Origin of the sequence: Nocardia carnea, assembly GCF_029868855.1 — a bacterium.
GTDB lineage: Bacteria > Actinomycetota > Actinomycetes > Mycobacteriales > Mycobacteriaceae > Nocardia > Nocardia carnea_A.
The window spans coordinates 1-26,260 of sequence record NZ_JARWOV010000230.1 but is presented as its reverse complement, the minus strand read 5'-3'; the positions used below and the strand labels follow the sequence as shown (position 1 = coordinate 26,260).

The window sequence follows — 26,260 nt, the reverse complement described above, 5'->3', positions numbered from 1 at the left end:
CGGCTTATGGGGGGGCCCCCCCCTCTTATTCGGGGGGGGGGGCGGGTCGCGGTGAACAGCCGGGCGTCTTCACCGGAGATACCGACAGCGTACGGCCCGTGCGCGTTGATCAACCCGACCAGTTCCCGCCCGACCTGACCGAACAGCACCATCCGCACCACCTCCATCACCTCGGGTGTGGTGACACGGAAACCACCGCGGAATTCCCCGGCCAGACCGAGCCGTTTCAGCATGGCCGAGATCTGCGGCCCGCCACCGTGCACCACCACCGGGTGCACGCCGACAGTGCGCAGGAAGGCCATATCGGCGGCGAACGCGCGTTTGAGGTCGTCGTCGATCATGGCGTTGCCGCCGTATTTGACCACGACGATCTTGTCGCGGAATTTCTGCAACCAGGGCAGGGCACCGGCCAGGATATGCGCTTTGTCCAGTGCGGACAGCTGGTGGATCGCTTCGGTCATGAGCTGTAGGCCGAGTTCTCTTCGACGTAGGCGTAGGACAGGTCGGTGGTGCGGACGGTCGCGGATCCGGTACCGAGGCGTAGATCGACCACCACATGGATATCGGCGCCGGAGAGGTCGACGTCACGGGCGCCCGGCGCGCCGGTGCCGTCGACACAGACGGGGAAGCCGTTGAACGACACCGAGATCACGTCCGGGTCCAGTTCGAAAGGTGCGGTGCCGACCGCGGCCAGTACCCGGCCCCAGTTCGGGTCGGAACCGAACAGCGCCGTTTTGACCAGGCTGTCCCGGGCGATGATGCGGGCGGCGGTGAGCGCGTCGTCTTCATTGCGCGCGCCCTGCACGGTCACCAGTACGCGTTTGGTGACCCCCTCCGCATCGGCCATCAACTGACCGGCCAGGTCGTCGCAGACCGCCAGGACCGCCGCGTCCAGATCCTCCTGGCTCGGCGCGACCTCGCTGGCACCGTTGGCGAGCAGCAGCACGGTGTCGTTGGTGGACATCGAACCGTCCACGTCCAGCCGGTCGAAGGTGCGCCGGGTGGCTTTGCGCAGGGCGCTGTCGAGCTGTTCCGGCGTGGCGACGGCATCGGTGGTGAGCACCACCAGCATGGTCGCCAGCGACGGCGCGAGCATACCCGCGCCCTTGGCCATCCCACCCACGTTCCATTTGCCCGGATGGTGCAGGGAGGCTTCTTTCGGCACGGTATCGGTGGTCATGATGGCGTGCGCGGCATCGGTGCCGCCGGACATCCCGCCGCCCATCTCGTGCACGATCTCGGTGACGGCGGGGATCAGTTTGTCCATCGGCAACCGGTCACCGATCAGGCCGGTGGAGCACACCGCGATCTCACCGGCACCGGTTTCGGTACCCCAATTGCTCAGTGCGGTGGCGAGTTCCTCGGCGGTGCGATGGGTGTCCTGGAAACCCAGCGGGCCGGTACAGGCGTTGGCGCCACCGGAGTTCAGGATCACCGCGCGCAACCGCCCGGATTTCAGCACCTGCTGGGTCCACAGCACCGGCGCTGCCTTCACCTGGTTACTGGTGAAAACGCCCGCGGCGGCGCAATCGGGGCCTTCGTTGAAGACGAGGGCGAGATCGGGATTACCGCTGGCCTTCAGTCCCGCGGCGATCCCGGCCGCCCGGAAACCCAGCGGCGCGGTGACACCCTGGTTGTGGACGAGGTTGGCGTCTGTGGTCACGGAGCCACTCCTACGGTGGGCAGCCCGGCGGTCTCGTCGAGGCCGAGCGCGAGGTTCATGGACTGCACCGCGGCGCCCGCGGTGCCCTTGGTCAGATTGTCGATCGCGCCGATCACCACCAGGCGGCCGGCGTCGGGGTCGACGGTCACCTGCAGGGTGACCGTATTCGCGCCGAGCACGGCCCCGGTCTGCGGTAGGACCCCTTCGGGCAGCAGATGCACGAAAGGTTCGTCGGCATAAGCCTTTTCGTAGACGGCGCGCGCCTGCGCGGCATCCACCCGCACCGGGGCGGTGCAGGTGGCCAGGATGCCGCGCGGCATCGGCGCGAGAACCGGGGTGAAGGACACCCGCACCGGGCTCCCCGCGGCGGCTGTCAGGTTCTGCGCGATCTCGGGTGTGTGCCGGTGCGCGCCGGCGACCCCGTAGGCGCGGGCCGAGCCCATGACCTCCGAGCCGAGCAGACCCACATCGAGTTTCCGGCCAGCCCCCGAGGTACCGCTGACGGCCACGATGTTCACCTCCGGGTCGATGATGCCTGCCGCGACCGCCGGCGCCAGCGCGAGACTGGCGACGGTCGGATAACAGCCCGGGACGGCGATCCGGGTGGCGCCGCGCAGGACATCCCGCGCGCCCGGTAATTCCGGAAGGCCGTAGGGCCAGCTACCCGCGTGCGGCCCGCCGTAGTAGCGGTCCCAGGCAGCGGGGTCGGTGAGACGGAAATCGGCGCCGCAGTCGATGATCACCGTGGAGTCGGGCAGTTCGGTGGCCAGGGCGGCCGACTGTCCGTGCGGCAGGCCGAGGAAGACGATATCGTGCCCGGCCAGCTCGGCTGCCGTGGTCGGGGCGAGGATGCGGTCGGCCAAGGGCAGCAGATGCGGCTGGAGCGCACCCAGCGCGGTTCCGGCGTTGCTGCCCGCGGTGAGCGCCCCGATCTCGAGGCGCCCGGCTCGGTACTCCGGATGCCCCAGCAACAGACGCAGCACTTCCCCGCCCGCGTAACCACTGGCACCGGCGACGGCCACCCGCAGGGGCGCGGTCCGGTCGGGCATATCCGTATGATCAGCCATGTGATGATTATGCACGATCGTGCAATCTCATTCATCGACGGGTTCGGGCGTTCCCTCCATCATCCACACGGGCGCACCAACCGACGACCGTGCACACCCTCGCCGTCCACAACACGGAGAACCGGACGAGCTGCGCTGGATCCTCGGCAGGTCCGGCGGCGCAAGACTCGAAAGCGCCGGTCCCGACGGTGCCGCCCACCCAGGAGAACACTCGACCCTTGCATGTCCGGAGCAGGAATGGGCTCCCAGGCGCCGCGGTCGAATCCCACCTCCAGCATGCGCTAACATTAGAACATGTGTTCGAGTGACGCGCTCAGTTGTCATGTTCGCGCCTTGGAACACGCCGTCGACGCCCTCCTCGATGCCGATCTCGGCGACGCGGCCGAGGCCGAACTGGCCGAGGCGCTGACCCGGGTCGCGGCACGCGCCCGCAATCTGACGGGACTCACGATCAGGATCAAGCACCACGGGGAGAAGGTCCGGGGCACGAGTGCACCCCACCCCACCCGCATGGAACTGCCGTTTCCGGCCGACGACACGATTACCACCCGGCCGGGGGCCGCCGAACCCACCGCAGCGGCACGGCGCCGAGACCGATCGGGCATTGTTGCCGGAGACAACCGCAGCACCGCTGCCGGAGACAACCGCAGCATCGTGGCCCGAGGAGCAACCGTGACCGCACCCCTGCGCGTGGAGCGCACCGGCGATATCGTCGTCTGGACCATCGACAACCCCGATCAGCGCAATCCGATCTCCGACGAGGCGACCATCGAAGCCCTGGAGGCCGCGGTGGGCGAGGCCAACCGGGACCACTCTCTGCGCGTCGCGATCCTGACCGGCGCGGGTACGGCATTCAGCGCGGGCGGCAATGTCAAGCACATGCGCGACAAGGCGGGGATGTTCGGCGGTTCCCCCGCCGAGCTGCGCCAGGGCTATCGGCACGGGATCCAGCGCATTCCGAAAGCGCTGTACCACTGCGAAATCCCGACCATTGCCGCGGTGAACGGGCCGGCGGTCGGCGCCGGCTGCGATCTGGCGCTCATGTGCGATATGCGGATCGCCGCGACCACCGCGACCTTCGCCGAGAGCTTCGTCCGCCTCGGCCTGATCCCGGGTGACGGCGGCGCCTGGCTGCTACCCCGCGCGGTCGGTATGGCGCGCGCCAGCCAACTGGCCTTCACCGGTGCCACCATCGACGCCGCGACGGCCCTCGACTGGGGCATGGTCAACGAGGTCGTCGAACCCGATCAACTCCTCGGCACCGCACACCGGCTGGCCGGCGAGATCGCGGCGAACCCCCCGCACGCGTTGCGCATGACCAAACGCCTGCTGCGCGAGGGCCAGCACCAGAGCCTGGAGACCCTGCTCGAACTCTCCGCCGCCATGCAGGCGATCACCCACCACACCACCGACCATCACGAGGCCGTCGCGGCCATGCTGGAGCGGCGCGCACCCGAGTTCACCGGCGACTGACGAGTTGCCCTCGGGATGCCGTTGTCCCGGTCACTCGGGGATAACGTGCGGGAGCTGCGAATACATCTGCATCCGGTTGATGTGCGGGTGACCTACTGGTTCGCACCCGATGACCATATCGTCATGCTGCCGACGACCCGGTGCCGGCCGCGAAAAGGGACACCGACGAGTACCGGAATGCGCGTGAGATCGCGCGGGTCGAGATCGCGTTGGCCCGGGCGGTATTCAAGCGCCGGACAGCCTTGGGCATATCACAGACGGAACTGGCCGGACGGGCGCAGATGACACAACCTGCGGTCTCCCGACTGGAAGCCGGCGGTGGCGGCGTTCCGACACTGGCGGTACTCGACCGGCTCGCGCGCGCACTAGGGGTGCGGTTCTCGGTCACGGTCGGCGCCGACAACGCCGACGAAACGCTCGGACTGATTGCCTGATAACCCAACGCCGGACCGACCTCACCCACCGCACCACCGACAAACGAGGCAGTCTCGGCCGTGCTGAGCGGTGACCACCGAGGCCACCCTGGCCAAGAAGATGCTCGCACCAGCACTGGACGTTCCGCGTCTCAGACTTCCTGCGCGGTTTCGCCGGCGGGACGGGCGGCCAATACCTCCGCGGTCAGAGTCAGATGCCGGGTCAGGATCTCGGCCGCGGCAGCGCCGTCGCGAGCCAGCACCGCGGCTTCCAGTTCCCGGTGCTCCGCCACGTCGTCCCGGCCCGGCGAGCGGTGCGCCGACCAGCGGCGCGCGAGTTCGCTTGCGGTCCACAACCGGTCGAAGACGTCCAGCAGGACCGCGTTCCGACTGCCTTCCAGCAGGGTGCGATGGAAGATCCGGTGCGCCTCGGCCCATTCCTCGCTGTAGTACTCGCCTTCCCCCGGGACGAACGGCGGCGTACGGACCAGACGGTGGCAGGCGGCCCGCACGTGCGTCTCCCATTCGACATCGCCGCGTTCTATCGACATCCGCAGCAGGGCCGGTTCGATCGTCCGGCGCGCCTCCGCGATCTCCTGCCAGCGGCGGTCCGAGAAAGCCGGGACCGCGAAGCCTCGGTTGGGCAGCCGGTCGGCGAGCCCTTCGCCGACCACCCGCACGAGGGCTTCCCGCACGATGGCGAGGCTCACGCCCTGCTGTCTGGCGAGGTCCTGCGGTTTGAGCGGATCGCCGGGGGCGAAGTCACCGCGCATGATCGCGTTCTTCAGCCGTGCGTACACCTGCTCGGAAAGCATTTGCTTGCCGGTCGATACCGAGTCCCGGGCCGTCCCGATCATGCGATCATCATAGACTATTCGACCAATAATCGATTATTACTGCTATCGTCGATTCTGCCGCCACACTTCACGGCCTCGATCACATCGGGCACCGAACAGGAACGAGACAATGAACGCCGATACCCCTTCCACCCAGCTCCCAGACGAGGATTCCCGCACCGAGCAGGGCGATACCGATACCCCCGGCGCACCCGGCGCACCCGGACAGCCCGCAGACCGCAGCGCGACGGCGACAGCCGACGGGGCCGGCGCCACCGAAAGGCTCGAAGTGTCCCGCCTCATTCCCGCGCCCGCGGGTGCTGTCTTCGCGGTCCTGACCGATCCGCAAGGGCATGTCGATATCGACGCCTCGGGAATGCTCCTCGACGCCGAAGGAGAACGGGTCCGGCGGCCGGGCGACCGGTTCATGGTGCATATGGACCGGGAAGCCCTCGGCGACGTGCCTCTGGGTAGATACGACGTCGAGGTCGTCATCACCGCACTGATCCCGGACGAGGAAATCGCCTGGACCGTCGAAGCCCGGGGACAGCAATTCGGCCATATCTACGGCTACCGGCTCCAACCGGAGCAGGCAGGCACTCTCGTCACGTCCTATTACGACTGGTCGGCCGCGGCCGCCGAGTGGAAGGCGCGGGTCACCTTTCCGGTGATTCCCGAGTCCGCCCTCAAAGCGACCCTCGGCATCCTCGAGCGAACCGTCCGCCGGAGGTCCGCCGGTTGAGGGACAACCGGCCGGACGGCGCAGGTGCCGCGATCCGCGGCGACCCGAGCCCAAACCGGCCACTCGGCCGACGAGCAGGCGACAGCACCTCTCCGTTCAGGCGAGGAGTTCGATCCGGCACGGCCGGCCAGGGCTTCGCTCGATTCTTCGTCGCAGGCCCACAGCGGTATATCCGATCGCTGGGCCGGCGACACATACAACGCATCGTTGAACGCGACGGCGTGGTGCAGGGAGTCACAGACGCTCGTTCGCACAAACGAAACCGCCCCGCCGATTCGTCAGCGGGGCGGTCGAGACGGCGGCCGTGATGTACGCGATCAGGGGCGATCGAACTCGCCGTCCTTGGCACCGGTCAGAAATGCATCCCACTCGCCGGGAGTGAAGATGAGCGCCGGACCGGTGGGGTTCTTGCTGTCCCGCACGCCGACGAAGCCCCCGCCGAGGTGGGCGGCCTCAACGCAGTCCCGGTTGCCGCCGCTGCGCGTACTCTTGAACCACTTTGCGCCGGTCAGGTCCATCATCTGTGCTCCTTCGCATATCGCAGCATCAAGTCTCGGGATGCCGACGCGGACAACGCTACATTGCGTATTCGTCCTGCCTCATCGGAGAATTTCTCGACCTCCGCCGCGCGCTCCACGTACAGGCCGCCGGATAGGCCCTCCATATAGGCCACCGGAGGTTCCTGGAGCCTGGAGGTCGGCAGCGGCGGGAACGAGAACAAGACGAAGCTACCGGCATTGAGTCCTACCGGACGATCCTGTGCGAATGGGACGACCCGGATCTCGATGCCATCTTCCTCCGAACGCTCCAGGAGTTGCGCGACCTGACCGGCCATTACCCCCGGCCCACCGACGCCATAGCTCAGGACGGCCTCTGTCAGCAGCGCTTCGAATCGGAAGCCGGGCCGGTTCAGCAAATCCTGTCGCCTGACGACCACATCCAACATCCGTTCCACTTCATCGGGCGATCGGTCCGGCATCATGGCCCACGTCAGCGCTCGGCGGTATTCCCTGGTCTGAAGCAGGCCCGGCACAACCGCGGTTTGCCACGATGTCACCCAGTTCGCGGCCTCCTCCAGTGACAGGTAATGGTCGAAATCTTTCGCAACAGCATCGTCGGCGTACCCACGCCACCATGCCGATCCGGAAGTACTGGCCTCCCTGATCTCGCGAGACAGCCCGAGAAGTAGCTGCCGCTCGGTGTCGGTGGCTTCGTAGGTGTTCGCCAGCGCGTTCAGCGCCAGGTCGGTCACCTTGGTGGGGCGCCCATCCTCCATGCGCCCGTAGGACTGGGGCGATACCTCGGCGACCCGGGCCGCGGCGGCTTGCGTCAATTCCGCTCTCTCGCGCAGCTTTCGAAGTTGGCGGCCCAGAGCTCTTCGAGGAAGTGTCGATCCAGAAGCCATATTCATTACCTTCGTTAACCGGATGGATGGAATATGGAAGCCCCCACGGGCGAAGGCTCCCCCGATGAAGATTCCCTCGAGAAAGTTCGTGAACTCCCCCGCGGTTATTCCACGATAGCTCTTCCAAATCCTTTGCGGGATAGCTCTACTGAGGGAGCGCCCGGTGCAGGCCACCTCGAATCGCAGTCGAGGACACCAGTTCGACGCCAGGAGTGCCGAAAGCTGGTGGTCTGTCACAACACAGTCAGCGGACAGCGCTACCGCACACTGACACCATTTGCCGGACCCTGCACCGGGTGCTCGCCAAAAACTATGCCAGGAGCGGGGATTCATCATGCGTGCAGCAGAGCCATTGCCGGTACGGGTCCGGAATGATTCGGGCCATCGCGTGCCCATCGCGTGGGCATTACCCACGCTCGCCCAGCTGGAAATGCTCCTCGCTGCCATGCGGCGGTGGGCCGAGGAGGGCGATCGTGTTTGACCGCGCCCCCGTGGCGATCGGTTTGCTTCGGTTGAATATCCCGGCGCCGGGTATCGACCTCTACGAACTCGCCGCGCGCAACGGATGCCGGCTGGTGTACACGGTCGAGACGAACGCCCGGGCATTCGTCGCCGCCCACGCGCTGGCACGGTACGCCGCCGAGTTCGACGCCCGGGCGGTGGTGGTTCCGGGGTTCGAGCACGCCGACGATATTCGCCACCTCATCACCGACAACGCCGCGCTCATCACCCCCATGCGGATCTATCCGCGCGGATACCGCTGGCGCCGAGAGGACATCCCGTGTGGTGGGGACACGTAGCACTGGGCGTGGTTATCTTCGGGTTGCTGGGGTCGATCGGGTACACGGTTCTCCTCGCCCGGTCGATCGAGAGGGACCCGGGAGATCACCGCACACCCTCCGCGCTCGACCGTCTTCTCCGGGACCTCCGGGAGTAATCGGCACGCCGGAAGTCGGATATGCGCCCATGTCGCCGACCGCTCGGGAAGCCGGTGAACGGTCGGACAAGTCCGCGCCGTTCGGCGGCGGCGGCTGCCCTGGTCAGATGCCGAGCGACGCGCAGGCCGCGTCGACCGCCGCCGTGCGGAGTTCGTCGACCGGTGTATCGGCCAGCAGGACCATGCAGTCACCCAGCCCGCCCAGGGCGACGATGGCCCGCGCCTGCTCCGCGACACCGGCGCCCGGCCCCACCAGCAACGCGGTGAGGCGCCGGCGCCAGTCCACCACCTGCTGCAGGAAACCCAGTTCACCGAGGGGTGCGGCGTCGCGGAGCAGCAGGGCGGTCACGGCACGGTGGGCGTAGGAGATATCGAAGTAGCGGGTCAGTACCTCGCGGGCGTCCATCGGCTCGTCGCCGGGCCGCGCCTCGTCCGCGGCGATCATCGCCTCGATATCGTCCGCGAGCGGCTGCACCAGGCTGCGCAGCAGCTCATCGCGCGAGGAGAAGTGGTAGTACAGCGCGGGTTTCGTCAGTTCGACCGCCTCGGCGATCTGGCGCAGGCTGGTCTCCCGGATACCGCGGGAGGTGAACAGTTCCAGCGCGGCAGCCTGGATTCGCTCGCGGGTCTCGGTGGAGCGCGGTCTGGGCATCGGTCGAGTCTAGCGCGTTGACCGTCCGGTAAGTAAACTCGTTTACCGACCGATAGGTAAACGAACTAGGTGGCATCGTGAACATCTTGATCTCGGGCGCGAGCATCGCCGGCCCGGTGCTCGCGTACTGGCTGGACCGCTTCGGATTCACCCCGGTGGTGGTGGAACGCACCCCGCGTCCCCGGCTCGGCCTGGGCGGCCACGCGGTGGACCTGTTCGCTCCGGCCGGTGAAGTGATGGACCGAATGGGACTCCTGCCCCGGCTGCGGGCGGCGAGCGTCGAGACCTCGGCACTGCGATACGAACGACCGGGCCGCTCCCCCATCGATCTCGATCTGCGCGATATCTCGGCGGCTTTCGCCGACGATCGGCATCTCGAGATCATGCGCGGCGAACTGGCGGCGATCCTGCAGGAGGACACCGCCGACCGCGTCGAATACCGCTTCGGCGATTCGATCGCGACACTGGCCGAGGACGAGGCAGGTATCGATGTGACGTTCGACAGTGGCCGCACCGGCCGATTCGATCTCGTGATCGGTGCCGACGGCCTGCACTCCACCGTCAGGCGACTGGTCTTCGGCCCGGAAGACGAGCTCGAGCACCATCTCGGCGCCTATCTCGCGGTCGGCACCCTGCCCGATTACCGGAATCTGTCGACACATACGGTGCTGTACAACGCGGTGGACCGGATTGCCGCGATGTATCCGGTCGCGCAGACCGGCGAGGCCCGCGCCGTGTTCCTGTTCCGCCGCCCCGGCGAGCCGGCCTCCGACCACCGCGATATCGACGCCCAGCGCCGGCTGCTCCGGGCCGAGTACCGCAGCGAGGGCTGGGAGATCCCGCGCCTGCTGGACGAGATGGATCGTGCGGACGATTTCTATCTCGACTCGATCAGCCAAATACATCTCGACTCGTGGTCCCGGGGCCGGGTGTCGCTGGTCGGCGACGCCGGGTACTGTCCCGGGCCCGCGGTCGGCGGCGGCACCACCCTGGCGGTGGTCGGCGCCTACGTACTGGCTCGTGCCCTCGCGGACACCGGCGGTGCGCACGAGGCGGCCTTCCGCGCGTACGAAGAGCGGCTCGGAGATTACGTCCGCCGGTGCCGTGCCGTGGCACCCGGCGTGCTGCGCCGAGGTATCCCGCGATCTCGCGCGCAGCTGCTCTTCAGCGAAACCGCCCTGCGCGTCCTCCCCCGTCTCCCGGCCTCGATCAGTAAGCGGCTCATGTCCGGCGGCGCGAGCGCGACACTCTCCGATTTCGCTGTGCCCGATCAATAGTCCATTAGCCAGCAGGATCGGTTGAACAGCGAGAACGGACGCCGATTACCGACACACCCCCTGCCCGGCGGGACACCAACGCTCGAACGTGGTCGGCCGCAGACTCAGCGCAAGCCCTCTCCGGCCTCGAATCGGGCCCGCACAACCGCGCGTTGGCGGGCACGGTCGTGATCCGTTCGGTGGACACCTCGGCCACGGAGCGGACAACGAGCATGTGTACTGCGCGGACCGAACACGGCCCGCCGACCTGATTCGCGTCGATACGACCACCGGTGCGGCGACCACGCTGCTCCGCATCCAGACAGAACTACACGATCTGACCCTCTCACCGAGCGGCCGGTATCTGTTCATCGCGCACGACCGCATCGATGACCCGGACACCGGCCTCGGCCGGATCACCGTGCTCGACACACACAGCAGAAAGGTCGTCGATCGTATCGATATCGATGCGGTCCCCGGCCTTGCCGCACCTTCCCCCGATGGGCAGCGGCTGTACGCCGCCTCGACGCCGGATTCCGCCGAACCAGCGCCGGGCCGGTTCACCTCCATCGATATCGGCCGGTACCGATAACCGCTGTCCCCTCACCGTTCTCCGAGAGGCGGGAGGTGGATACCGGTCGCTGCGTGGCAGGTGGCCGGCCGGCACGTTATCGCTTCTCGACCACCCGCTCCCCCTCGCCAGGTTTCCAGATCGTGATCTTCAGCAGGTCGTCGCCGACCTCCACCGCGGACGCCGAGGTGAGATCGGCGACGAAGAAATGGTCGAAACGCTGACCGCGCAGATCCATTCCGCTGTCCTCGTAGAGGAATTCGGCGAACCGGGCGTGCAGGGCGGTATCCGGGTCGTCGACCACGACGCCGAAGAGTTTTGCGTCGCCGGCGGTGACCATGGTGTCGACGGTCGCGGTGTGCAGGCAGAACCGCGGATCGCGCAGGAGGTCGCGGAATTTGGTGGTGCCCGGCATACCGGCGATCACGAGTTTCTGCTCGAAGATCATCGGCTCGACGGGGCTGATCCGGGGGTAGCCGTCCGACCGCAGGGTGGCGAGCATGCACAGGTTGCCCGTTGCGAGATGGCGGCGGCGGAAAACCTCACTGATATGCGGCGCTTCCGCGGTGAATTCACTCCAAGTCGTCATGGGGCCGACGGTACGACGCCGCGATGACATACCGGGTCACGACGGGCCGTACGCGCCGGAAATCCGGCCGCCCGGTCAGCCCGAGTTGCGCAGCGCGGTCGCGAGACCGTTCATGGTGAGCAGGATGCCGCGTTTGACCAGTTCGGAATCGTCCCCGGCGCGCAGCCGGCGCAGCAGTTCGACCTGCATCTGGTTCAGCGGTTCCAGATACGGGAACCGGTTGTGGATGGATTCGGCGAGCGACGGGTTGTCGGCGAGGAGATGATCGTTGCCGGTGACGGCGGCGTGCATGGCCACCGTACGGGCGTGCTCACGTTCGATCATGCCGAAGATCCGCTCGCGCAGTTCGCTGTCGTCGACGAGTTCGGCGTAGCGGGCCGCGATGGCGAGATCGCTCTTGGCCATGACCTGCGCCAGGTTCGACAGTACGGTGCGGAAGAACGGCCAGCGCCGGTACAGGTCCGACAGGCGCGCGAGCCGGTCGGGATCGCCGTCCACCCATTCCTCGAGCGCGGTGCCGGTGCCGTACCACCCGGGTAGCATCACCCGGGCCTGGCTCCAGGACATCACCCAGGGGATGGCGCGCAGATCGGCCACGGATTTCGTGGGTTTCCGGGAGGCGGGACGGCTACCGATATTGAGGTCACCCACTTCGGCGACCGGAGTCGACTGCCGGAAGTATTCGACAAAACCGGGAGTGTCGTGCACCAGCCGCGCGTAGGCGGCGCGGGCCCGGGCCGCGAGATCGTCCATGAGCGCGTACGCGGATTCGGCGTCCGGCCCCAGGCCTTCGACATCGAGCAGTGTCGATTCGAGTGTGCCCGCGATGAGCGATTCCAGATTCCGGTACGCCGAACCGGGTTCGGCGTATTTCGCGGCGATGATTTCGCCCTGTTCGGTGAGCCGCAACGAACCGCGCACCGCCCCGGCGGGCTGGGCCAGGATGGCGTCGTAACTGCGCCCGCCGCCGCGGCCCACCGTGCCACCGCGACCGTGGAAGAGCCGCAGCCGGATCCCCTGTTCACGGGCCAGTTCCACCAGCTCCAGTTCGGCGCGGTAGAGCGCCCAGTTGGCGGCCAGGTATCCGCCGTCCTTGTTCGAGTCGGAGTAGCCGAGCATCACTTCCTGACGCATCCCGCGCGCGGCCACCAGGTCCCGGAACTCGGGAACTTCCAGGGCCGCGCCGAGCGTGGCCGCCCCGGCCGCGAGATCCTCGATGGTTTCGAACAGCGGCACGATCCCGGCCGGGCAGAACGGGGCGCCGCCGGGCTCACCGGGATCGAGCAGACCGCCTTCTTTCAGCAGCAGCGCCGCCTCCAGCAGGTCGCTGACCGAGGTGCACATGGAGATGATGTAGTTGGGGATCGCCTCCGGACCCAGCGCGGCCACCACCTCGGCCGCGGCCCGGATGATGCCCAGTTCCTTCTCGGCGAGGTCACTCAGCCGTGCGTGCGGGCCCAGCAGCGGGCGGCGGGTGCGCAGTTCCCGGGTGAGCAGGTCCACCCGGTCGGCTTCGGGCAGGCTCGGATAGTCCGCGTGCACACCGGCCCAGGCCAGCAGTTCGGCCACGACCTGCTCGTGGGTTTCCGAGTTCTGCCGCATATCCAGGCCCTGCAGGTGGAATCCGAAGGTTTCGACGGTGTGCCGCAGGACCGCGAGCCGATCGTCGGCGAGGAGACCGTCACCGCCGGCGCGCAGCGAGGCGTCGACGGCGTCCAGATCGTCGAGCAGTTCCTGCGGGGACGTATACGGGCGGACACCGGACACCACGGCACCCCGGCCGGTGAAGTCGCGCAGCGGGCTGTCGAGCGTTGCCACCGAGTCCGGCAGGGTCGCCGCCGCGTCGGTATCGCTTGCCCCCACCGCACGCAGTGCGGTGCGCGCGGTCACGGTGAGCCGTGCCCGGATACCGTAGACCGCCCGGCGATACGGTTCGTCGGCGTGGATATCGGGATCCGGATATCCCGCATCCGAGAGAGCGCGCAGCGCGGGGGTCACCGGGACCAGCCGGGCCGACAGCGCGAGCGTTTTCTCCAGTTGCGCCAGATCTCGCAGGTACCGCCCGAAAGCGACGCCCGCGGCGTGCCCCGCCGCGGTCCGCACCACCTCGGCGGTCACGTAGGGGTTGCCGTCCCGGTCGCCCCCGATCCACGACCCGGTGCGCAGGATCGGTTTCGGCAGCAGTCGCTGCTCGGGCCAGCGCGCCCACAGCGCCGCGCGGACATCGGCGTTGATCGCCGGAATCACATCGAGCAGCGTCAGCTCGTAATATCGCAGTCCGACCGCGATTTCGTCCTGGATCCGCAACCGGGACAACCGGATCAGCGCCGTCCGCCACAGGGTGAGTATCTGGCGGCGGATCTCCCGTTCGAGAGCGGGTTGTTCGGCTGCCGAGGCCCGCAGCCGCTGCCGCATGAGATCGGTGATCCGGGTCTGGGTATCGAATACCGTACGCCGGCGGGTCTCGGTGGGGTGGGCGGTGATCACCGGCGACACCAGGGCATCGGCAAGCAATTCGGCCACCCGCTCCCCGCGCACCCCCGCCGCGTCCAGCTTCCGGTAGGTGGCGGCCAGCGACGAATCCTGCGGCGGCTCCCCGGCCGCCTCGTGTACGGCGCGGCGGCGGTCGCGCTGGATATCCTCGGCCAGATTCGCCAGCAATACGAAGTAGCTGAACGCGCGGATCAACGGAAGCGCCACCGCGATATCCACACCGGACAGCATCTCGGCGACCGCGCTGCGCCGCACCTCTTCCCGGCGCACCCGGAACGCTTCCACCCGGACCTTCTCGACGAGATCGAAGACCTCCGGCCCCTCGTGATCACGGATGGTGTCCCCGAGTACGCCACCGAGGAACCGGATGTCCTCGCGGAGCGGCCGGGTCGCGTCGTTTCCACTACCGGTCTGCGCATCTCCCATGGTCGGACAGTATCGTCGTCCGACCCGCTCCGGTCTGTGACGACGCACACGGCACCGCCGAAACCGATTCGAACGGGCCGGGTCAGCCGAGCTGCCGGGACAACCCCGCCGGCGCCCGCGCCGGCCCCGGCAACCATGCCGCGGTCGCGACGATCCCCCATACGAACACGAGTTCGGCGGCATTGGTCAGCAACATCGGCGGCATCGCGGCGGAAACCACGGCCATCGTCACGGTCGTCACCGTCCACAGCCGATATCCGCGCACCCGCCACACCGCCACCGCCGCGACCAGCACCACCACGACCGTGATCACCGGTGGCAGCAGCCCTGCCAGGGACGAATGCTCGGTCGTATAGCGGATCGTCCCGGCCCATTCGGCCGGCTGCAGGGTCAGCCGGGTCAGTTCGCCGAACACACCCAGCGCGATCACGGACAACGTCGCAGCCCGGACGGCCATCCGCACCCATGGCCGGCGCATCCACACCACGCCCGCCAGACCGGCCGCGGCGCACGCCCACGGCATCAGCAGGGGGGTGAACAGAATATGCGCCACGAACCGGAAGACCGACAGCGTCTCCAGGGTGCCGCCGACCCCGATCCAGCGGCCCGCCGCCACGATCGCGTTGTCGTACCCCAGCGCCGCGCATACGAGCGCCGGCACGATGAGCATCCGGTCCCGGGTACGGCGGTACCGGAGTCCACACCAGCAGACCAGCGCCAGTTGCCCGGCGGCGAGTACCGCGAAAAGTATCGAAGCCGGCACGGCGACCCTTTCCGGCCCGCTGGACCGCCGACCCGCGGACTACCCTACTGCGGAGCGAAAATGCGGCCGGAGGAGTTCACCGGCGACCGGTGTCACTTCGCCGACGAGTCGCGGACCGGCCGGTACCGCGCTGTGGTTACACCGGACGAGGCTCGCCGGCCGATATCGGCAGCCGCGAAACGCCGCGCACGGGACGGCCGCGTCGCGATGTCCAATACCTTCTCGAAGCTGTACCGCCGACCGGCAGCGCTCACCTCGTCATATCCCGCCGCCGGGTAGAGGCCACGCGCCTCGGGCTGCCCGTCGCCCGTTACGGCTATGGCGCGGAGGTAGCCGAACCGGACCATTCCCGCTTCCAATTCCGCGAGCACCCGGGTGGCGAGTCCGCGACGGCGCTGATCGCGAACTGTCCAGAATCGCTTCAGCTCGGCCGTGGTGGCATCGACCCGGCGAAAACTCCCGCTCGCCACCGGCTCTCCGTTTTCCACCAGCACCACCAGGCCCCCGTCCGGGGCCGCGAAATCCGTGGCCGGCCGGTCACTCATCCGCCGGTGTATCGCACCGGCGGATGCGGTGTACCGGGTGCTGTATTCGATGGCGAGCTCCACCAGGACGGCGGCGGCCAGGGGATGGTCCGGCGCGATACGGTGGATTCGCGGACCCCGTGCACGTTCATCGATAACCGACGGTGTACTCACAAAGTCCTCCATCACCCTTGGCCGTTGCGCCAACCACGCGGCCACTCCGGATGGTTTCCTCAGGATAGCGGACCCGACCTGCCGAAACACCGGTTCGAGTCGCGTGTCACGAATCTCTGGACACCGTTACGTCGCGTTCACACCGCCGACTGTTCACCTCACGGAAACCACGGCGTCCCGAGAACCGGTCCGAATCCGACGAGGAGCAGGGCCGGCCCGACGCCGTCGTCACGCTGTCACGGCCGCCTCGGATCGGCGGCGTTCAACAGCGCGACAGCACGAGGCCACCAGCAGCGCGACAGCTACGAGTACACCGCCGCTCACGACCGGCCCGAGCGACCCCAGCCGCGTACCCAGCGCGACCGCCGCCACCAGCGGCCCCACCGCAGCCCCGATGTTGAGCGCGGCGGTCGCATAGGACCCGCCCATGGTCGGCGCGGCCGCGGCCTCGTACAGGACGCGGGTGATCAAGGTGCTGCCGAGCGCGAAGGACAGCGCGCCCTGAACGAAGACGAGGACGAGCAAGACCGGGGGCCGGTCCGCGGATAACGCCGTCGCGAACCATCCGGCGCACAGCAGCGGGCCCGCCATCACGACCACGACCCCGGGACGGGTATCGGAAAACCGGCCGGCGACGGTCACTCCGGCGAACGACCCGGCGCCGAAGAGCACCAGCGCCACCGGTACCCACAGGTCGCCCAGTCCGGCCCGGTCCGTCATCAGCGGAGCGAGGAAGGTGAAGGCGCCGAAGGTCGCGGCATTGACCAGGGCGCCCAGCAGCATGACGACCACCAACCGGGGACGGATCAGTACCGCTAGCTCGTCGGCCAGGCCCGGCCCGTGGTCCGCCGCTTCCCGCACTGGCGCCGGGATACCGGTGAGTACGCCGATCGCGGCGGGCACGCAGAGCAGCGCGACGGCCCAGAAGGTGACGCGCCAGCCGAACACCGCGCCCAGCAGCGCACCGCCGGGAACGCCCGCGATGGTGGCCATCGTGGTACCCGAGAGCAGTACCGCCAGTGCGCGGCCCCGCCGATCCGCCGGGACGAGTCCGGCCGCGGCGGTCAGGGCGACGGCGAGAAAGCCGGCGTTGGCGAGGGCGGCCACCACCCGGGTCGTCACCAGCACCGCGAACTCGGTGGTGAGCGCACCGACGATATGCGCCGCCAGGAACACGACAACGAAAACCAGCAGGCTCGACCGCACCGGCCGATTCCGGGCGAGCACCGCCATCACCGGCGCCCCGACGGCCATTCCGACGGCGAATGCCGAGGTCAGCAGCCCGGTACTGGCGATCTCCACGCCGAGATCGGCGGCGATATCCGAGACGAGCCCGGCGAGCATGAATTCCGAGGTGCCCATGGCGAAAATCGCCATGGCGAGCAGGTAGAGAGCAAAGGGCATCGAAGACTCCGAGGTGGGAGAGACAGGACATCACGTCTCGCCACCCCGGTCAGCTACCCGGAGGTCGACTGTGCGCGGTGCCGCCGACCGGACGGCACCGCTGCGGAACGAGGGATCAGGGGCTGACGGGGGTGACCGACAGCCCTGCTCTGGATGCCTCCGGACTCGACATGGCAGGCAGGTTACCCACTACTCCCTCGCGGCGCATCACCTTTTCCGCCGCGGCTACCGGTCAGGCCGTGGAATCCGGCCGGACACGCACGGTAACCCGGCCTTTCTCGTCACGCCGCGCCGTCGCATGCCCGCGCACCTGCCGGTCCCGGAAATGCAGCAGGATCGGGCTGCCCTCGCCGAGGAAATTGCGCCACCACGTCTTCTTGTCGGGCATCGCGACGCCGATGACGTATTCGTCACCCTTCTTCATGAAGTTGACCGGGGTACGGAAAACCCGCCCCGACCGCCGGCCCACGTATTCGATCTCCACGAAACCCTTGCTCAGCAGTGGTCCCAGAACAGGGACACCCAGCAGGGCCACCATTCCGCTGTTGAACCCCCGGACCGCACGGCCCATCAGTGTCGATGCCACGGAATCCTCCTGGTAGATAGCAATATGCCCGAATGGTTCCCGACCCTAGCGGCTCCCCGGGGCCACCGCCGGTCGAGAACGGCAGACCGCCGCCGGTTCCGCGCCGAAGTTATCCGCGGCCGAGGTGACGGGCACCCGCGGGGCGCGTGGACCGGGCTGTCCGCACGCGCCCCGCCGCCGGTTTGCGCGCCGTCTGCCGGGCTGCCACTATCACCTGCCGTGTGGTGCCGGACCTCGGACGGCGACCACGATCGACCTGCCGGCCGGGACCCCGGCCCGGCGGTGTACCGCAGCGTTCGATACGGAGTTGGGTGGATGCTCAAGGGTTTCAAGGACTTTCTGATGCGCGGCAACGTCGTCGACCTCGCCGTCGCCGTCGTGATGGGTACCGCGTTCACCGCGATCGTCACCTCGGTGACCAAGGGTGTGCTGGAACCCCTGCTGGCTGTACTCGGCGGCAGCAGCCAGCTCGGTTTCGGAGTCACCCTGGTCGCCGGTAAACCCGCGACGTTCATCGCGCTCGGTCCGATCATCAGCGCCGCCATCAATTTCGTCATGGTGGCGGCGGTGCTGTACTTCGCGCTGATCCTGCCGATGAAAACCGTGCAGAAGCGGTATCTGGCACGCAAGGGCGCCGGAACGGAGAAACCGGTCCCGACCGATACCGAACTGCTGATCGAAATCCGCGATCTATTGGCCGAACGCGCCGCGGCGGCGAAGAACGGTTCCGGTAGCAACGGTGCGGAGAAGGACTCCACCGGGATGCACGCGCCGTCGGCCTGAGAAGCCCGGCGATCCCCGGTCCCGCGTGCGGAGGCAAACCCCGAACGGGCACGGCTCCGGAGCCGCCTGCACCACAGCCGGGTGAGTTCGCGATCGGCCTGACCGTTGCGCTCGCGGGATCTGAACCACCTCCGCCGCGGTTTTGCCCCCCGGTCGGTTCACATCTCGACTGGCGGTGCCGGCAACTCGCGTTCCCCCGGGGAGCAACAGGACCTCACCGTCGAGATCGAGCACCACAGTCCCACCCGGGACCTTCAGCGGCTGGTTGCCGGCGTCGCCGGCCATCGTCACCCCGCGGGGGTGAGGATCTCCAGGACCTCGTCGGAGTAATAGAACGGCTCCAAGCGTTCCCGGAGCAGTTGTGCCAGCACACCGTCGCGTTTCGCGGCTTCCACCACGGCCGGGCCGTAGCGCAGGATCTCGGTGACGATGTCCTCGCCGGTCAATCCCAGTTCCTCGAGGACGGCGGCCAGGGTGTGGTCGCGGTACTTCTCATGGAACACCTGCACGCACTCGTCGACGAGCAGGCCGAAGTACTCCTTTTCCCGGGTGGTCACCGCAATCCGGTAGCACAGCCGGACCAGCTCGTTCAGATCCTGTTTGGTGAGGTATTCACGCAGCCCGCTGATCGGTTCGTCGGCGTGCAGATCCCAGAACTCCATCGTGGCGTCGTGCACGGGCGCGTCACGCAGCATCTCGCGGATGGCGTTGTTGGTGCGTTTGAGCGCGTACATGGCGCCCTTACCGGCGATATCACCCAGGATGGTGTTGCTCTCGGCGGCTTTGCGGGCGCGGTCGGCGGCGGATTGACCGAGCGACATCAGCGTGCCCATCCCGGGGATCTTCTCGGCGCGCTGCCGGTTGGCCTCCACGAAATCGCCGACCAGTTTGTCCACGAATTTGGAGGCGACGGTGGCCACGAGCGGGCTGTCGGTGAGCCGTTCCAGCACCCGCTCCTGGGTCTGGTGCATATCGACGATCTTCTGCAGCAGCGCCTCGACCGGTTCGCGCTCGACGAGTTCGCCGAGCGTGTGGTCCTCGTTTGCGGCGATACTGTCGTAGATCGCGTCGGCGAACAACCCGGCCGAATCCGCGAGCACCGCACTTCCGCCCACCTTGTCCACAACTGTGGCGACCGTGGTTTCCAGCTGTTCGACGCCGACTACATCACCGGAGCGGACGGTGGCCGCCACATCCAGGACGGCCGCCACATCGCGGGCGACGACCTCGGCGAACCGGTCGCCGCTCACCTCGTCGAGCAGCCACCGCACCTGCGCGTCGAGGAGCCGGTCGGCGAGCGCACGAGCGGTCGGGTCGGCGGTTTCGGTCATCGGATCATCCCTTTTCGACGGTCGTACCGGCCCGTCACGCGCCGGAACCGGCCGTGGGGCGCTGTAGCGAGACGACCCTATACCGGGCCGGGTACCGGCGGCATATTTGTCTGAGACGGATCACGCCGCTCGCGGCGCGTGGTCTCGGCCTCCTCCGATATGCACCGCGGCCCGCGCGCTGACCTGCGAAAACCACCGGATCGACCAACCGGTCGATAGCCCGCCGGACCGCGGGTGGGCAGAATCACAGACCACGCGGCCTACCTCCGGTCGCCCTCGTGCAGGGCGGTCCTGATCTGTTCGAGGCGTTCCCGCGCCGCCTGTTCCCGGGCTTCCCACTGTTCTTCGACACCGCGGCCGGCCGCCGACTGCCGATCGAGTTCCCGATGGCCGAAGGCTGTTCCGATCCGGCGCTGGACCTTGTCCCGGACCGAATCGAAGGTCGGCATACCGCCCCCGGTGTAATCGGTTGTGGCGCCGCCACTTCCGGCCACCGTACCGATACCGCCCAGCTGGGTCGCCGACCCCACCCCGCCATCGGCAGGAATCCCCGCCGGTCCCGCGATCACATCCGGTGTGGCGCGGCCGGTTTCCGACAGCAACCGGGTCGCGACCTCGTAGAGGGGAGCCAGTTCCTCCCGGCCCGCCGTGGCGACGACCAGTACGGCCAGCAACTGTTCGTCGGGCAGGGCCGCCAACCGCGCGGCGAGCGCGCCCGGATCGCCTGCGTTCGGTTCACTCATACGACCAGCCTACGACTTCCGGCCCGCCCGTTCGGACGGACCGGAAGTCTGCCGCACAGTGAGCGCAGCCCGCCGCCGGACCGTGCACGCCCGCGACGAAGGCGGGATACCGCCTAGGACCGGATCACGGCGCCCACCGCGTCCGCGGCGGCAGCCACCGCGGTGTCGCGGGCGGCGCTGGCCTCGTCCTCGGTGAGGGTGCGGTCGGCGGCACGGAACCGCAACGCGTAAGTGAGCGATTTACGGCCTTCGCCTGCCTGCGCGCCCGCGTAGACGTCGAACAGCGCGATATCCTCGAGCAGTTCCCCACCACCGGACCGCAACGCCGTCTCGACCGCCGCTGCCGGCACCTCGGCCGGCACACTCACCGAAACGTCCTGCAGCACGGCCGGGAACGGGGAAATAGCCGGGGCCGGCCGGGATTCGGCCAGCGGCAGCGCGTCCAGGTCGAGTTCCACCGCGCAGGTGCGCGATGGTAGCCCCGACCGTTCCAGCACACCGGGATGCAACTCACCCGCATATCCGACGACCGTATCGCCGACCACGAGTTCGGCGCAGCGGCCCGGATGCCAGGGCAGATACTTACCGGGCCGCCGCTCGATCCGGACCCCGGCGGCCTCGGCGATCACATCGGCGAGAGCGAAGGCGTCGGCCGCCTCGGCCGCCCGGCCCGGCCCCCACGGGCCGCGCGGTTCGCGGCGGCCGGTCAGGACCAGCGCCACATGCTGCGGCTGGGCAGGCAGCGAGTCCAGCAGTTCGGTGATCTCCGCGTCGGTCGGACGCCGGTCCACCGGCAGCGGGTCCACCGGTTTGGTCTGCGGACCCGGCAGCACCACCTGAGCGATGCCGTAGAGCGCGAGATCGCGGGCGCCGCGGGAGATGTTGCGGGCGGCGATCTCGAGCAGACCCGGCAGCAGGGTCGTGGCCAGTTCGGCGCGTTCGACGTCCAGCGGGTTCAGCACTCGGGTGGTGGCGCGACGCGGATCATCGGCCTCCAGACCCCAGGTGTCGAAAACACCTGCCGGCAGGAACACCGGCGGCGGCACCTCGACACAGCCGGCGAAGGCCAGCGCCCGGCTCACCGCCCGGCGGCGCCGCTGCACCGCGGTCAGACCGCGCCCGGCCGGCGCCTGCGGCAGCACCAGTGGAATCTGCTCGAGACCCTCCAGCCGCAGGACCTCTTCCACCAGATCGGCGGGCTGGGCAAGGTCCGGCCGCCAGGACGGCGGAGTCACCACCAGCTGGCCGTGGCCGCTGCTCTCGTCCACGGCGACCTCCACATGGCAGCCGATCTGGGTGAGGCGGCGCGCGGACGTCCCCGGGGGATAGTGGACCCCGGCCACCCGATCGGGCAGATCGATATCGATCCGGATCGGATCCACTGGGTCGAGCTCGGTGCGGATATCGGTGAGGGTGGATTCGACCGTGCCCCCGGCGATTTCGGCGAGCAGAGTGGCGGCGCGATCCAGCGCGGCCAGATTGAGTTCCGGATCCACCACCCGCTCGTAGCGTTTACTCGCCTCGGACACCAGTTTGTGCCGGCGCGCGGTGCGGTAGATGAGCAGCGGATCCCAGGTGGCGGCCTCCAGCACCACATCGGTGGTTCCGGCGTTCACCTCGGTGGACGCGCCGCCCATCACACCGGCGAGCGAGACCACTCCGGAGTTGTCGGCGATCACCACGTCCTCCGCGTCGAGTTCGCGTTCGGCGTCGTCGAGGGTGCGCAGGGTTTCACCGGTCCGGGCGCGCCGGACCACCAATCCGCCGCTGAGTTTCGCGGCGTCGAACGCGTGCAGCGGCTGCCCCAGTTCGAGCATCACGTAGTTGGTCACGTCGACCGCGGGCGAGATCGGCCGCACACCGGACAGCAGCAGCCGCCGCTGCAGCCACCACGGGCTCACCGCCTGCGGGTCGATACCGGTGACCCGGCGGACCCCGAACCGTGTGCAGCGCGATTCCGCTTCGACCCGCACCGGCCACGCCTCCGGGCCCGCCGGCAGCGTGCGGACGGCGGGATCGGCGTATTCGAGATCGAACCCGCAGGCCAGCTCGCGAGCCAAACCGCGCACCGAGAAGCAGTAGCCGCGGTCGGGGGTGATGTTCAGCTCGATGACGGTATCGCCGAGGCCCAGCAGTTCGTTGGCGTCGGTACCGGGTTCGGCGGTGCCGGGCTCCAGCACGAGAATGCCGGAGTGGTCCTTGCCGATCCCGAGTTCGGCGACCGAGCAGATCATGCCGTTGGAGATATGCCCGTAGGTCTTGCGCGAGGAGATGGCGAACCCACCGGGCAGCACACCGCCCGGCAGCACCACGACCACCAGATCGCCGACCGCGAAGTTGGTCGCTCCGCAGACGATCTCCTGGAGTTCTTCCGCCCCGATGTCGACCTTGCAGAAGCGGATGGGTTTCTTGAACTCGGTGAGTTCGGTGATCTCTGCGACCCGGCCGACCACCAGCGGGTGTTCGATCTCACCGCCCACCCGCTCGAGCCGGTCGACCTCTTCGACCTCGAGCCCGACCCGGACGAATCCGGCGTCCAGTTCCTCCGGCGTGACCGCCCAGTCGGGGACGGTGCGGCGGATCGTTTCGGTCAGCCAGGACTGCGCTACTCGCACTGTGACGTTCGCTCTCTCGCTCGGGAAATCAGGACCGGATACCGAAGGGCAGGGTGAACCGCACATCCCCCTCGACGATGTCGCGCATATCGGGGATGCCGTTGCGGAACTGCAGCGTGCGCTCCAGACCCATCCCGAACGCGAAACCGCTGTATTCGTCGGGGTCGATACCGCTGGCGATCAGCACCTTGGGGTTGACCATGCCGCAGCCGCCCCATTCGACCCAGCCCGCACCGCCCTTCTTGTCCGGGAACCAGACGTCCACCTCCGCGGAGGGCTCGGTGAACGGGAAGTAGTTGGGCCGGATCCGAGTGGTGGTGTCGGGACCGAACAGGGCCCGCGCGAACGCGTCCAGCGTGCCGCGCAGATGCGCCATGGTCAGGCCCTTGTCGATGGCCAGTCCCTCGACCTGGGAGAACACCGGCGTATGGGTGGCGTCCAGTTCGTCGGTGCGGAAGGTCCGGCCCGGGCACACCACGTAGATCGGCAGGTCGCGTTCGAGCATCGAACGCACCTGTACCGGCGAGGTATGGGTGCGCAGCACCTGCCGCGACCCGGCGGGCGCGATATGGAAGGTGTCCTGCATGGTGCGCGCGGGGTGGTCCGGGAGGAAGTTCAGCGCATCGAAATTGAAATGCTCGGTTTCCACTTCCGGTCCCTCGGCGATCTCCCAGCCCATCCCGACGAACACATCGGCGACCTGTTCGGAGATGACCGTGATCGGATGCCGGGCGCCGACCGGACCCCGCTTCGCCGGCAGGGTGACATCGATCGCCTCGGCCACCAGCACCGCCGCATCGCGCTCGGCCACCAGGATCTGCTGGCGTTCCTCGAACGCCCGCGCGACCCGGCCGCGCGCGACGTTGACCCGCTTACCGGCGTCGGCTTTCTCGGACTTCGGCAGGCTGCCCAGCGACCGCTGCGCCAGCGCGATCGGCGATTTACCACCCATATGCTCGGTTTTCGCGGCGGCGAGGGCATCCAGGTCGGCGGCGGCCGCGAAGGCTTTCTCGGCGGCCGCGGCCGCGGCGGCCAGGGCTTCCTCGGTGAGCGCGGATTCCTGCCCGCCGGTCGCTGCGCCTGCGTCGGTGTCGTCGGCCACGGTCTACTCGTCTCTCCCCTAGGCATCTGTGAGCGAACCCCGGTAGGCTCCGGCGCCCGTATTGCTGCTGGTGGAATCGTATTCGATGGCCGGTGGCCGGTTCACCCCGATATCCCCCGCCGATCACTGCCCGAGTGCGACGACACCTCGAACCGGTAAAGTCCCTCCCGATGACGAACGCCCCGACCCGCACCGAGACGCTCGCCGGACGTGCCCGCCAGCAGGCGATCTGGCTGCTACCGCTACTGGCGATGATCGTGACGTGGGTACTGATGTCGCGACCCGTCGACCCGTTCCGCGCGATCAGCGGCGAGTACATCGATCTCGAGGTGTACCGGCTCGGGGTCGAGGAGTGGCGTTCCGGCGGCGACCTCTACGGGCAGCTGCCGGAGACGGCCGCCGATATCAGCCTGCCGTTCATCTACCCGCCGTTCGCGGCGCTGGCGCTCGGCATCTACGCCCTGCTGCCGTGGGCGGCCGCGGTGATCGCCTACCTCGCGGTCTCGGTGGGCGCGCTCGCCGTCACGCTCTACTTGGTGGCCCGGCAGCTGTGGCCCGCCCAGGACCAGCGCAAACTCGCCCTTCTGGTCTGCGCGACGGCGACCCCGCTGGCACTGCTGCTGGAACCCATCTGGTCCACCCTGGACTTCGGCCAGGTCAATCTGATCCTGATGGGCCTGGTGGCGGCCGATTGCCTGACCCGTAACCCGCGCTGGCCGCGTGGCATGCTGCTGGGCATCGCCGCCGCGATCAAACTCACTCCGGCCGCGTTCGTCCTGTTCTTCCTGATCCGCAAGGACTACAAGGCCGCGGCCACGGCCGCGGTGAGCGGCGCGGTGGCCACGGTGATCGGTTTCGCGGTCATGCCGGACGAATCGGTGCGGTACTGGTTCGGGGGATTCGGCAATGTCGGCGGACTGAGCGGGTCGGAGTACCAGACCAACCAATCCGTTCAGGCCGTACTGGCCCGTTTCGGGATCACCGGGACTCCGGCCACGGCGCTGTGGTTGCTCGCCGCCGCCGCCCTGGTCGCACTGGCCGTGGTCGCCATCCGGCGGGCCGGGACACCGCCGATGATCGCGCTCGCCGTGAACGCGGTGGTCGCGCTGCTCGTCTCGCCGATCTCCTGGTCGCACCACTGGGTGTGGGTGGCGCCGGCTCTGCTGGCAATGGCCGGTTTCGCGACCACGCTGCCGTGGCCGCGGGCCGCCGGCTGGTATGCCGCGGTGGTGGCCACCGCAGTGGTTTTCGTCCGCGCCGAGCACAGCGACCTGCCGGGCAATGAAGGCCGGGAACTGGACTGGTCGGCGTGGGAACAGGTGATCGGCAACGGGTACGTCTGGTTCAGCGTGCTGCTCGTCGTACTGTATGCCGCCACCGCCGGGCGCCACTCACGCGGCACGCCTGCGACCGCACCCGCGACTACGGACGGGTCCCTGGTCACGGTCCACAAGGGGTGATCGGCGGCCGGGGCGCCCGACTCTGCCGAGGCACCCTCCGACTGTGCCGCCGGGCACGTTGACGCCGCTGCCGCCACCCCCAGCACCGCCCACCGGCAAGGCGAGCCACCCGCAGGGCGAGCCACCCGCAGGGCGAGCCACCCGCAGGGCGAGCCACCCGCAGGGCGAGCCCCCCGCGTGGGGGCCCCCCCCCGGGGGGCGGGGGGCAATGCCCCCATAGGGCCCCCCCCCCCCCGGCCCGCCGGCCCCCGG

At 68.5% G+C, this 26,260-nt stretch carries 25 protein-coding genes and 1 pseudogene; 9 read left to right on the top strand and 17 right to left on the bottom strand.

What is annotated here, in order from left to right:
- The 3 genes from argB to argC all read right to left on the bottom strand — a co-directional run.
- The coding region (gene argB, locus QH195_RS22275; RefSeq protein ID WP_280436863.1) for an acetylglutamate kinase at positions 1-461 on the bottom strand (461 nt) is incomplete at its 3' end.
- On the bottom strand, positions 458-1,663 hold the full coding sequence (argJ, locus tag QH195_RS22270) for a bifunctional glutamate N-acetyltransferase/amino-acid acetyltransferase ArgJ (RefSeq protein ID WP_280436862.1): 1,206 nt from the start codon (positions 1,661-1,663) through the stop codon (positions 458-460). The genes argB and argJ, both read right to left, overlap by 4 nt.
- The gene (gene argC / locus QH195_RS22265) at positions 1,660-2,730 is read right to left on the bottom strand and encodes an N-acetyl-gamma-glutamyl-phosphate reductase (RefSeq protein ID WP_280436861.1); all 1,071 of its coding nucleotides are present in this window, start codon (positions 2,728-2,730) and stop codon (positions 1,660-1,662) included. The genes argJ and argC overlap by 4 nt, the downstream gene beginning before the upstream one ends.
- A 672-nt stretch (positions 2,731-3,402) precedes the next feature.
- Here argC and QH195_RS22260 point away from each other — a divergent pair.
- The 3 genes and pseudogenes from QH195_RS22260 (at position 3,403) to QH195_RS22255 (ending at position 4,637) form a co-directional block, all read left to right on the top strand.
- A complete protein-coding gene (locus tag QH195_RS22260; protein WP_280436865.1) occupies positions 3,403-4,203 on the top strand; it encodes a crotonase/enoyl-CoA hydratase family protein in 801 nt (266 codons plus the stop codon).
- Positions 4,204-4,218: 15 nt separating this feature from the next.
- A pseudogene (locus tag QH195_RS35285) lies at positions 4,219-4,320 on the top strand (hypothetical protein); the annotation flags it as partial.
- Positions 4,321-4,343: 23 nt separating this feature from the next.
- Entirely contained in the window at positions 4,344-4,637 is a 294-nt protein-coding gene (locus QH195_RS22255) for a helix-turn-helix domain-containing protein (RefSeq protein WP_280436860.1), read from the top strand.
- Between the two features lie 131 nt (positions 4,638-4,768).
- Here the strand turns inward: QH195_RS22255 and QH195_RS22250 are convergent, their stop codons facing one another.
- Positions 4,769-5,473, bottom strand: a complete 705-nt coding sequence (locus tag QH195_RS22250; RefSeq protein WP_280436859.1) for a GntR family transcriptional regulator — start codon at positions 5,471-5,473, stop codon at positions 4,769-4,771.
- A 109-nt stretch (positions 5,474-5,582) separates the two neighbouring features.
- Between QH195_RS22250 and QH195_RS22245 the strand changes: the two genes are divergently transcribed.
- Positions 5,583-6,194, top strand: a complete 612-nt coding sequence (locus tag QH195_RS22245) for a polyketide cyclase (protein WP_348536853.1) — start codon at positions 5,583-5,585, stop codon at positions 6,192-6,194.
- A gap of 317 nt (positions 6,195-6,511) precedes the next feature.
- Here the strand turns inward: QH195_RS22245 and QH195_RS22240 are convergent, their stop codons facing one another.
- Positions 6,512-6,715, bottom strand: a complete 204-nt coding sequence (locus tag QH195_RS22240) for a DUF397 domain-containing protein (protein WP_280436858.1) — start codon at positions 6,713-6,715, stop codon at positions 6,512-6,514.
- The gene (locus QH195_RS22235; protein WP_280436857.1) at positions 6,712-7,599 is read right to left on the bottom strand and encodes a helix-turn-helix domain-containing protein; all 888 of its coding nucleotides are present in this window, start codon (positions 7,597-7,599) and stop codon (positions 6,712-6,714) included. Before QH195_RS22235 ends, QH195_RS22240 begins: the two co-directional genes overlap by 4 nt.
- A 473-nt stretch (positions 7,600-8,072) precedes the next feature.
- On the opposite strand from QH195_RS22235, the gene QH195_RS22230 reads away from it, so the two are divergent.
- Entirely contained in the window at positions 8,073-8,399 is a 327-nt protein-coding gene (locus tag QH195_RS22230; protein ID WP_280436856.1) for a hypothetical protein, read from the top strand.
- Positions 8,400-8,639: 240 nt separating this feature from the next.
- Here the strand turns inward: QH195_RS22230 and QH195_RS22225 are convergent, their stop codons facing one another.
- Complete coding sequence (locus QH195_RS22225) at positions 8,640-9,188, bottom strand: TetR/AcrR family transcriptional regulator (RefSeq protein ID WP_280436855.1); 549 nt, start codon at positions 9,186-9,188, stop codon at positions 8,640-8,642.
- A 77-nt stretch (positions 9,189-9,265) separates the two neighbouring features.
- Here QH195_RS22225 and QH195_RS22220 point away from each other — a divergent pair, with 77 nt between their 5' ends.
- Complete coding sequence (locus QH195_RS22220; protein WP_280436854.1) at positions 9,266-10,465, top strand: FAD-dependent monooxygenase; 1,200 nt, start codon at positions 9,266-9,268, stop codon at positions 10,463-10,465.
- Positions 10,466-10,679: 214 nt separating this feature from the next.
- Positions 10,680-11,036: a YncE family protein gene (locus QH195_RS22215; RefSeq protein ID WP_280436853.1), complete on the top strand. Its 357-nt coding sequence runs from the start codon at positions 10,680-10,682 to the stop codon at positions 11,034-11,036.
- A 76-nt stretch (positions 11,037-11,112) separates the two neighbouring features.
- Here QH195_RS22215 and QH195_RS22210 read toward each other — a convergent pair whose 3' ends face one another.
- From QH195_RS22210 to QH195_RS22185, 6 genes are all read right to left on the bottom strand, one after another.
- A complete protein-coding gene (locus tag QH195_RS22210; RefSeq protein ID WP_280436852.1) occupies positions 11,113-11,604 on the bottom strand; it encodes a pyridoxamine 5'-phosphate oxidase family protein in 492 nt (163 codons plus the stop codon).
- 75 nt (positions 11,605-11,679) lie between these two features.
- Entirely contained in the window at positions 11,680-14,523 is a 2,844-nt protein-coding gene (gene ppc / locus QH195_RS22205) for a phosphoenolpyruvate carboxylase (RefSeq protein WP_280436851.1), read from the bottom strand.
- Positions 14,524-14,605: 82 nt separating this feature from the next.
- The gene (locus tag QH195_RS22200) at positions 14,606-15,286 is read right to left on the bottom strand and encodes a hypothetical protein (RefSeq protein WP_280436850.1); all 681 of its coding nucleotides are present in this window, start codon (positions 15,284-15,286) and stop codon (positions 14,606-14,608) included.
- A gap of 92 nt (positions 15,287-15,378) precedes the next feature.
- Entirely contained in the window at positions 15,379-15,984 is a 606-nt protein-coding gene (locus tag QH195_RS22195; RefSeq protein WP_280422464.1) for a GNAT family N-acetyltransferase, read from the bottom strand.
- 228 nt (positions 15,985-16,212) lie between these two features.
- Complete coding sequence (locus QH195_RS22190; protein ID WP_280436849.1) at positions 16,213-17,388, bottom strand: Cmx/CmrA family chloramphenicol efflux MFS transporter; 1,176 nt, start codon at positions 17,386-17,388, stop codon at positions 16,213-16,215.
- Between the two features lie 232 nt (positions 17,389-17,620).
- Positions 17,621-17,974: a hypothetical protein gene (locus QH195_RS22185; protein ID WP_280422466.1), complete on the bottom strand. Its 354-nt coding sequence runs from the start codon at positions 17,972-17,974 to the stop codon at positions 17,621-17,623.
- Positions 17,975-18,289: 315 nt separating this feature from the next.
- Between QH195_RS22185 and mscL the strand changes: the two genes are divergently transcribed.
- On the top strand, positions 18,290-18,757 hold the full coding sequence (gene mscL / locus QH195_RS22180; protein WP_280436848.1) for a large conductance mechanosensitive channel protein MscL: 468 nt from the start codon (positions 18,290-18,292) through the stop codon (positions 18,755-18,757).
- A gap of 287 nt (positions 18,758-19,044) precedes the next feature.
- Here mscL and QH195_RS22175 read toward each other — a convergent pair whose 3' ends face one another.
- The 4 genes from QH195_RS22175 to pheS form a co-directional block, all read right to left on the bottom strand.
- On the bottom strand, positions 19,045-20,088 hold the full coding sequence (locus QH195_RS22175; RefSeq protein ID WP_280422468.1) for a hypothetical protein: 1,044 nt from the start codon (positions 20,086-20,088) through the stop codon (positions 19,045-19,047).
- Positions 20,089-20,348: 260 nt separating this feature from the next.
- Entirely contained in the window at positions 20,349-20,831 is a 483-nt protein-coding gene (locus QH195_RS22170) for a hypothetical protein (RefSeq protein WP_280436847.1), read from the bottom strand.
- Between the two features lie 113 nt (positions 20,832-20,944).
- Positions 20,945-23,446: a phenylalanine--tRNA ligase subunit beta gene (pheT, locus tag QH195_RS22165; RefSeq protein ID WP_280436846.1), complete on the bottom strand. Its 2,502-nt coding sequence runs from the start codon at positions 23,444-23,446 to the stop codon at positions 20,945-20,947.
- A gap of 28 nt (positions 23,447-23,474) precedes the next feature.
- Positions 23,475-24,548: a phenylalanine--tRNA ligase subunit alpha gene (gene pheS, locus QH195_RS22160; RefSeq protein ID WP_280436845.1), complete on the bottom strand. Its 1,074-nt coding sequence runs from the start codon at positions 24,546-24,548 to the stop codon at positions 23,475-23,477.
- A gap of 170 nt (positions 24,549-24,718) precedes the next feature.
- Between pheS and QH195_RS22155 the strand changes: the two genes are divergently transcribed.
- Positions 24,719-26,008, top strand: a complete 1,290-nt coding sequence (locus tag QH195_RS22155) for a glycosyltransferase 87 family protein (protein WP_280436844.1) — start codon at positions 24,719-24,721, stop codon at positions 26,006-26,008.
- The last annotated feature ends 252 nt before the right edge of the window (positions 26,009-26,260 follow it).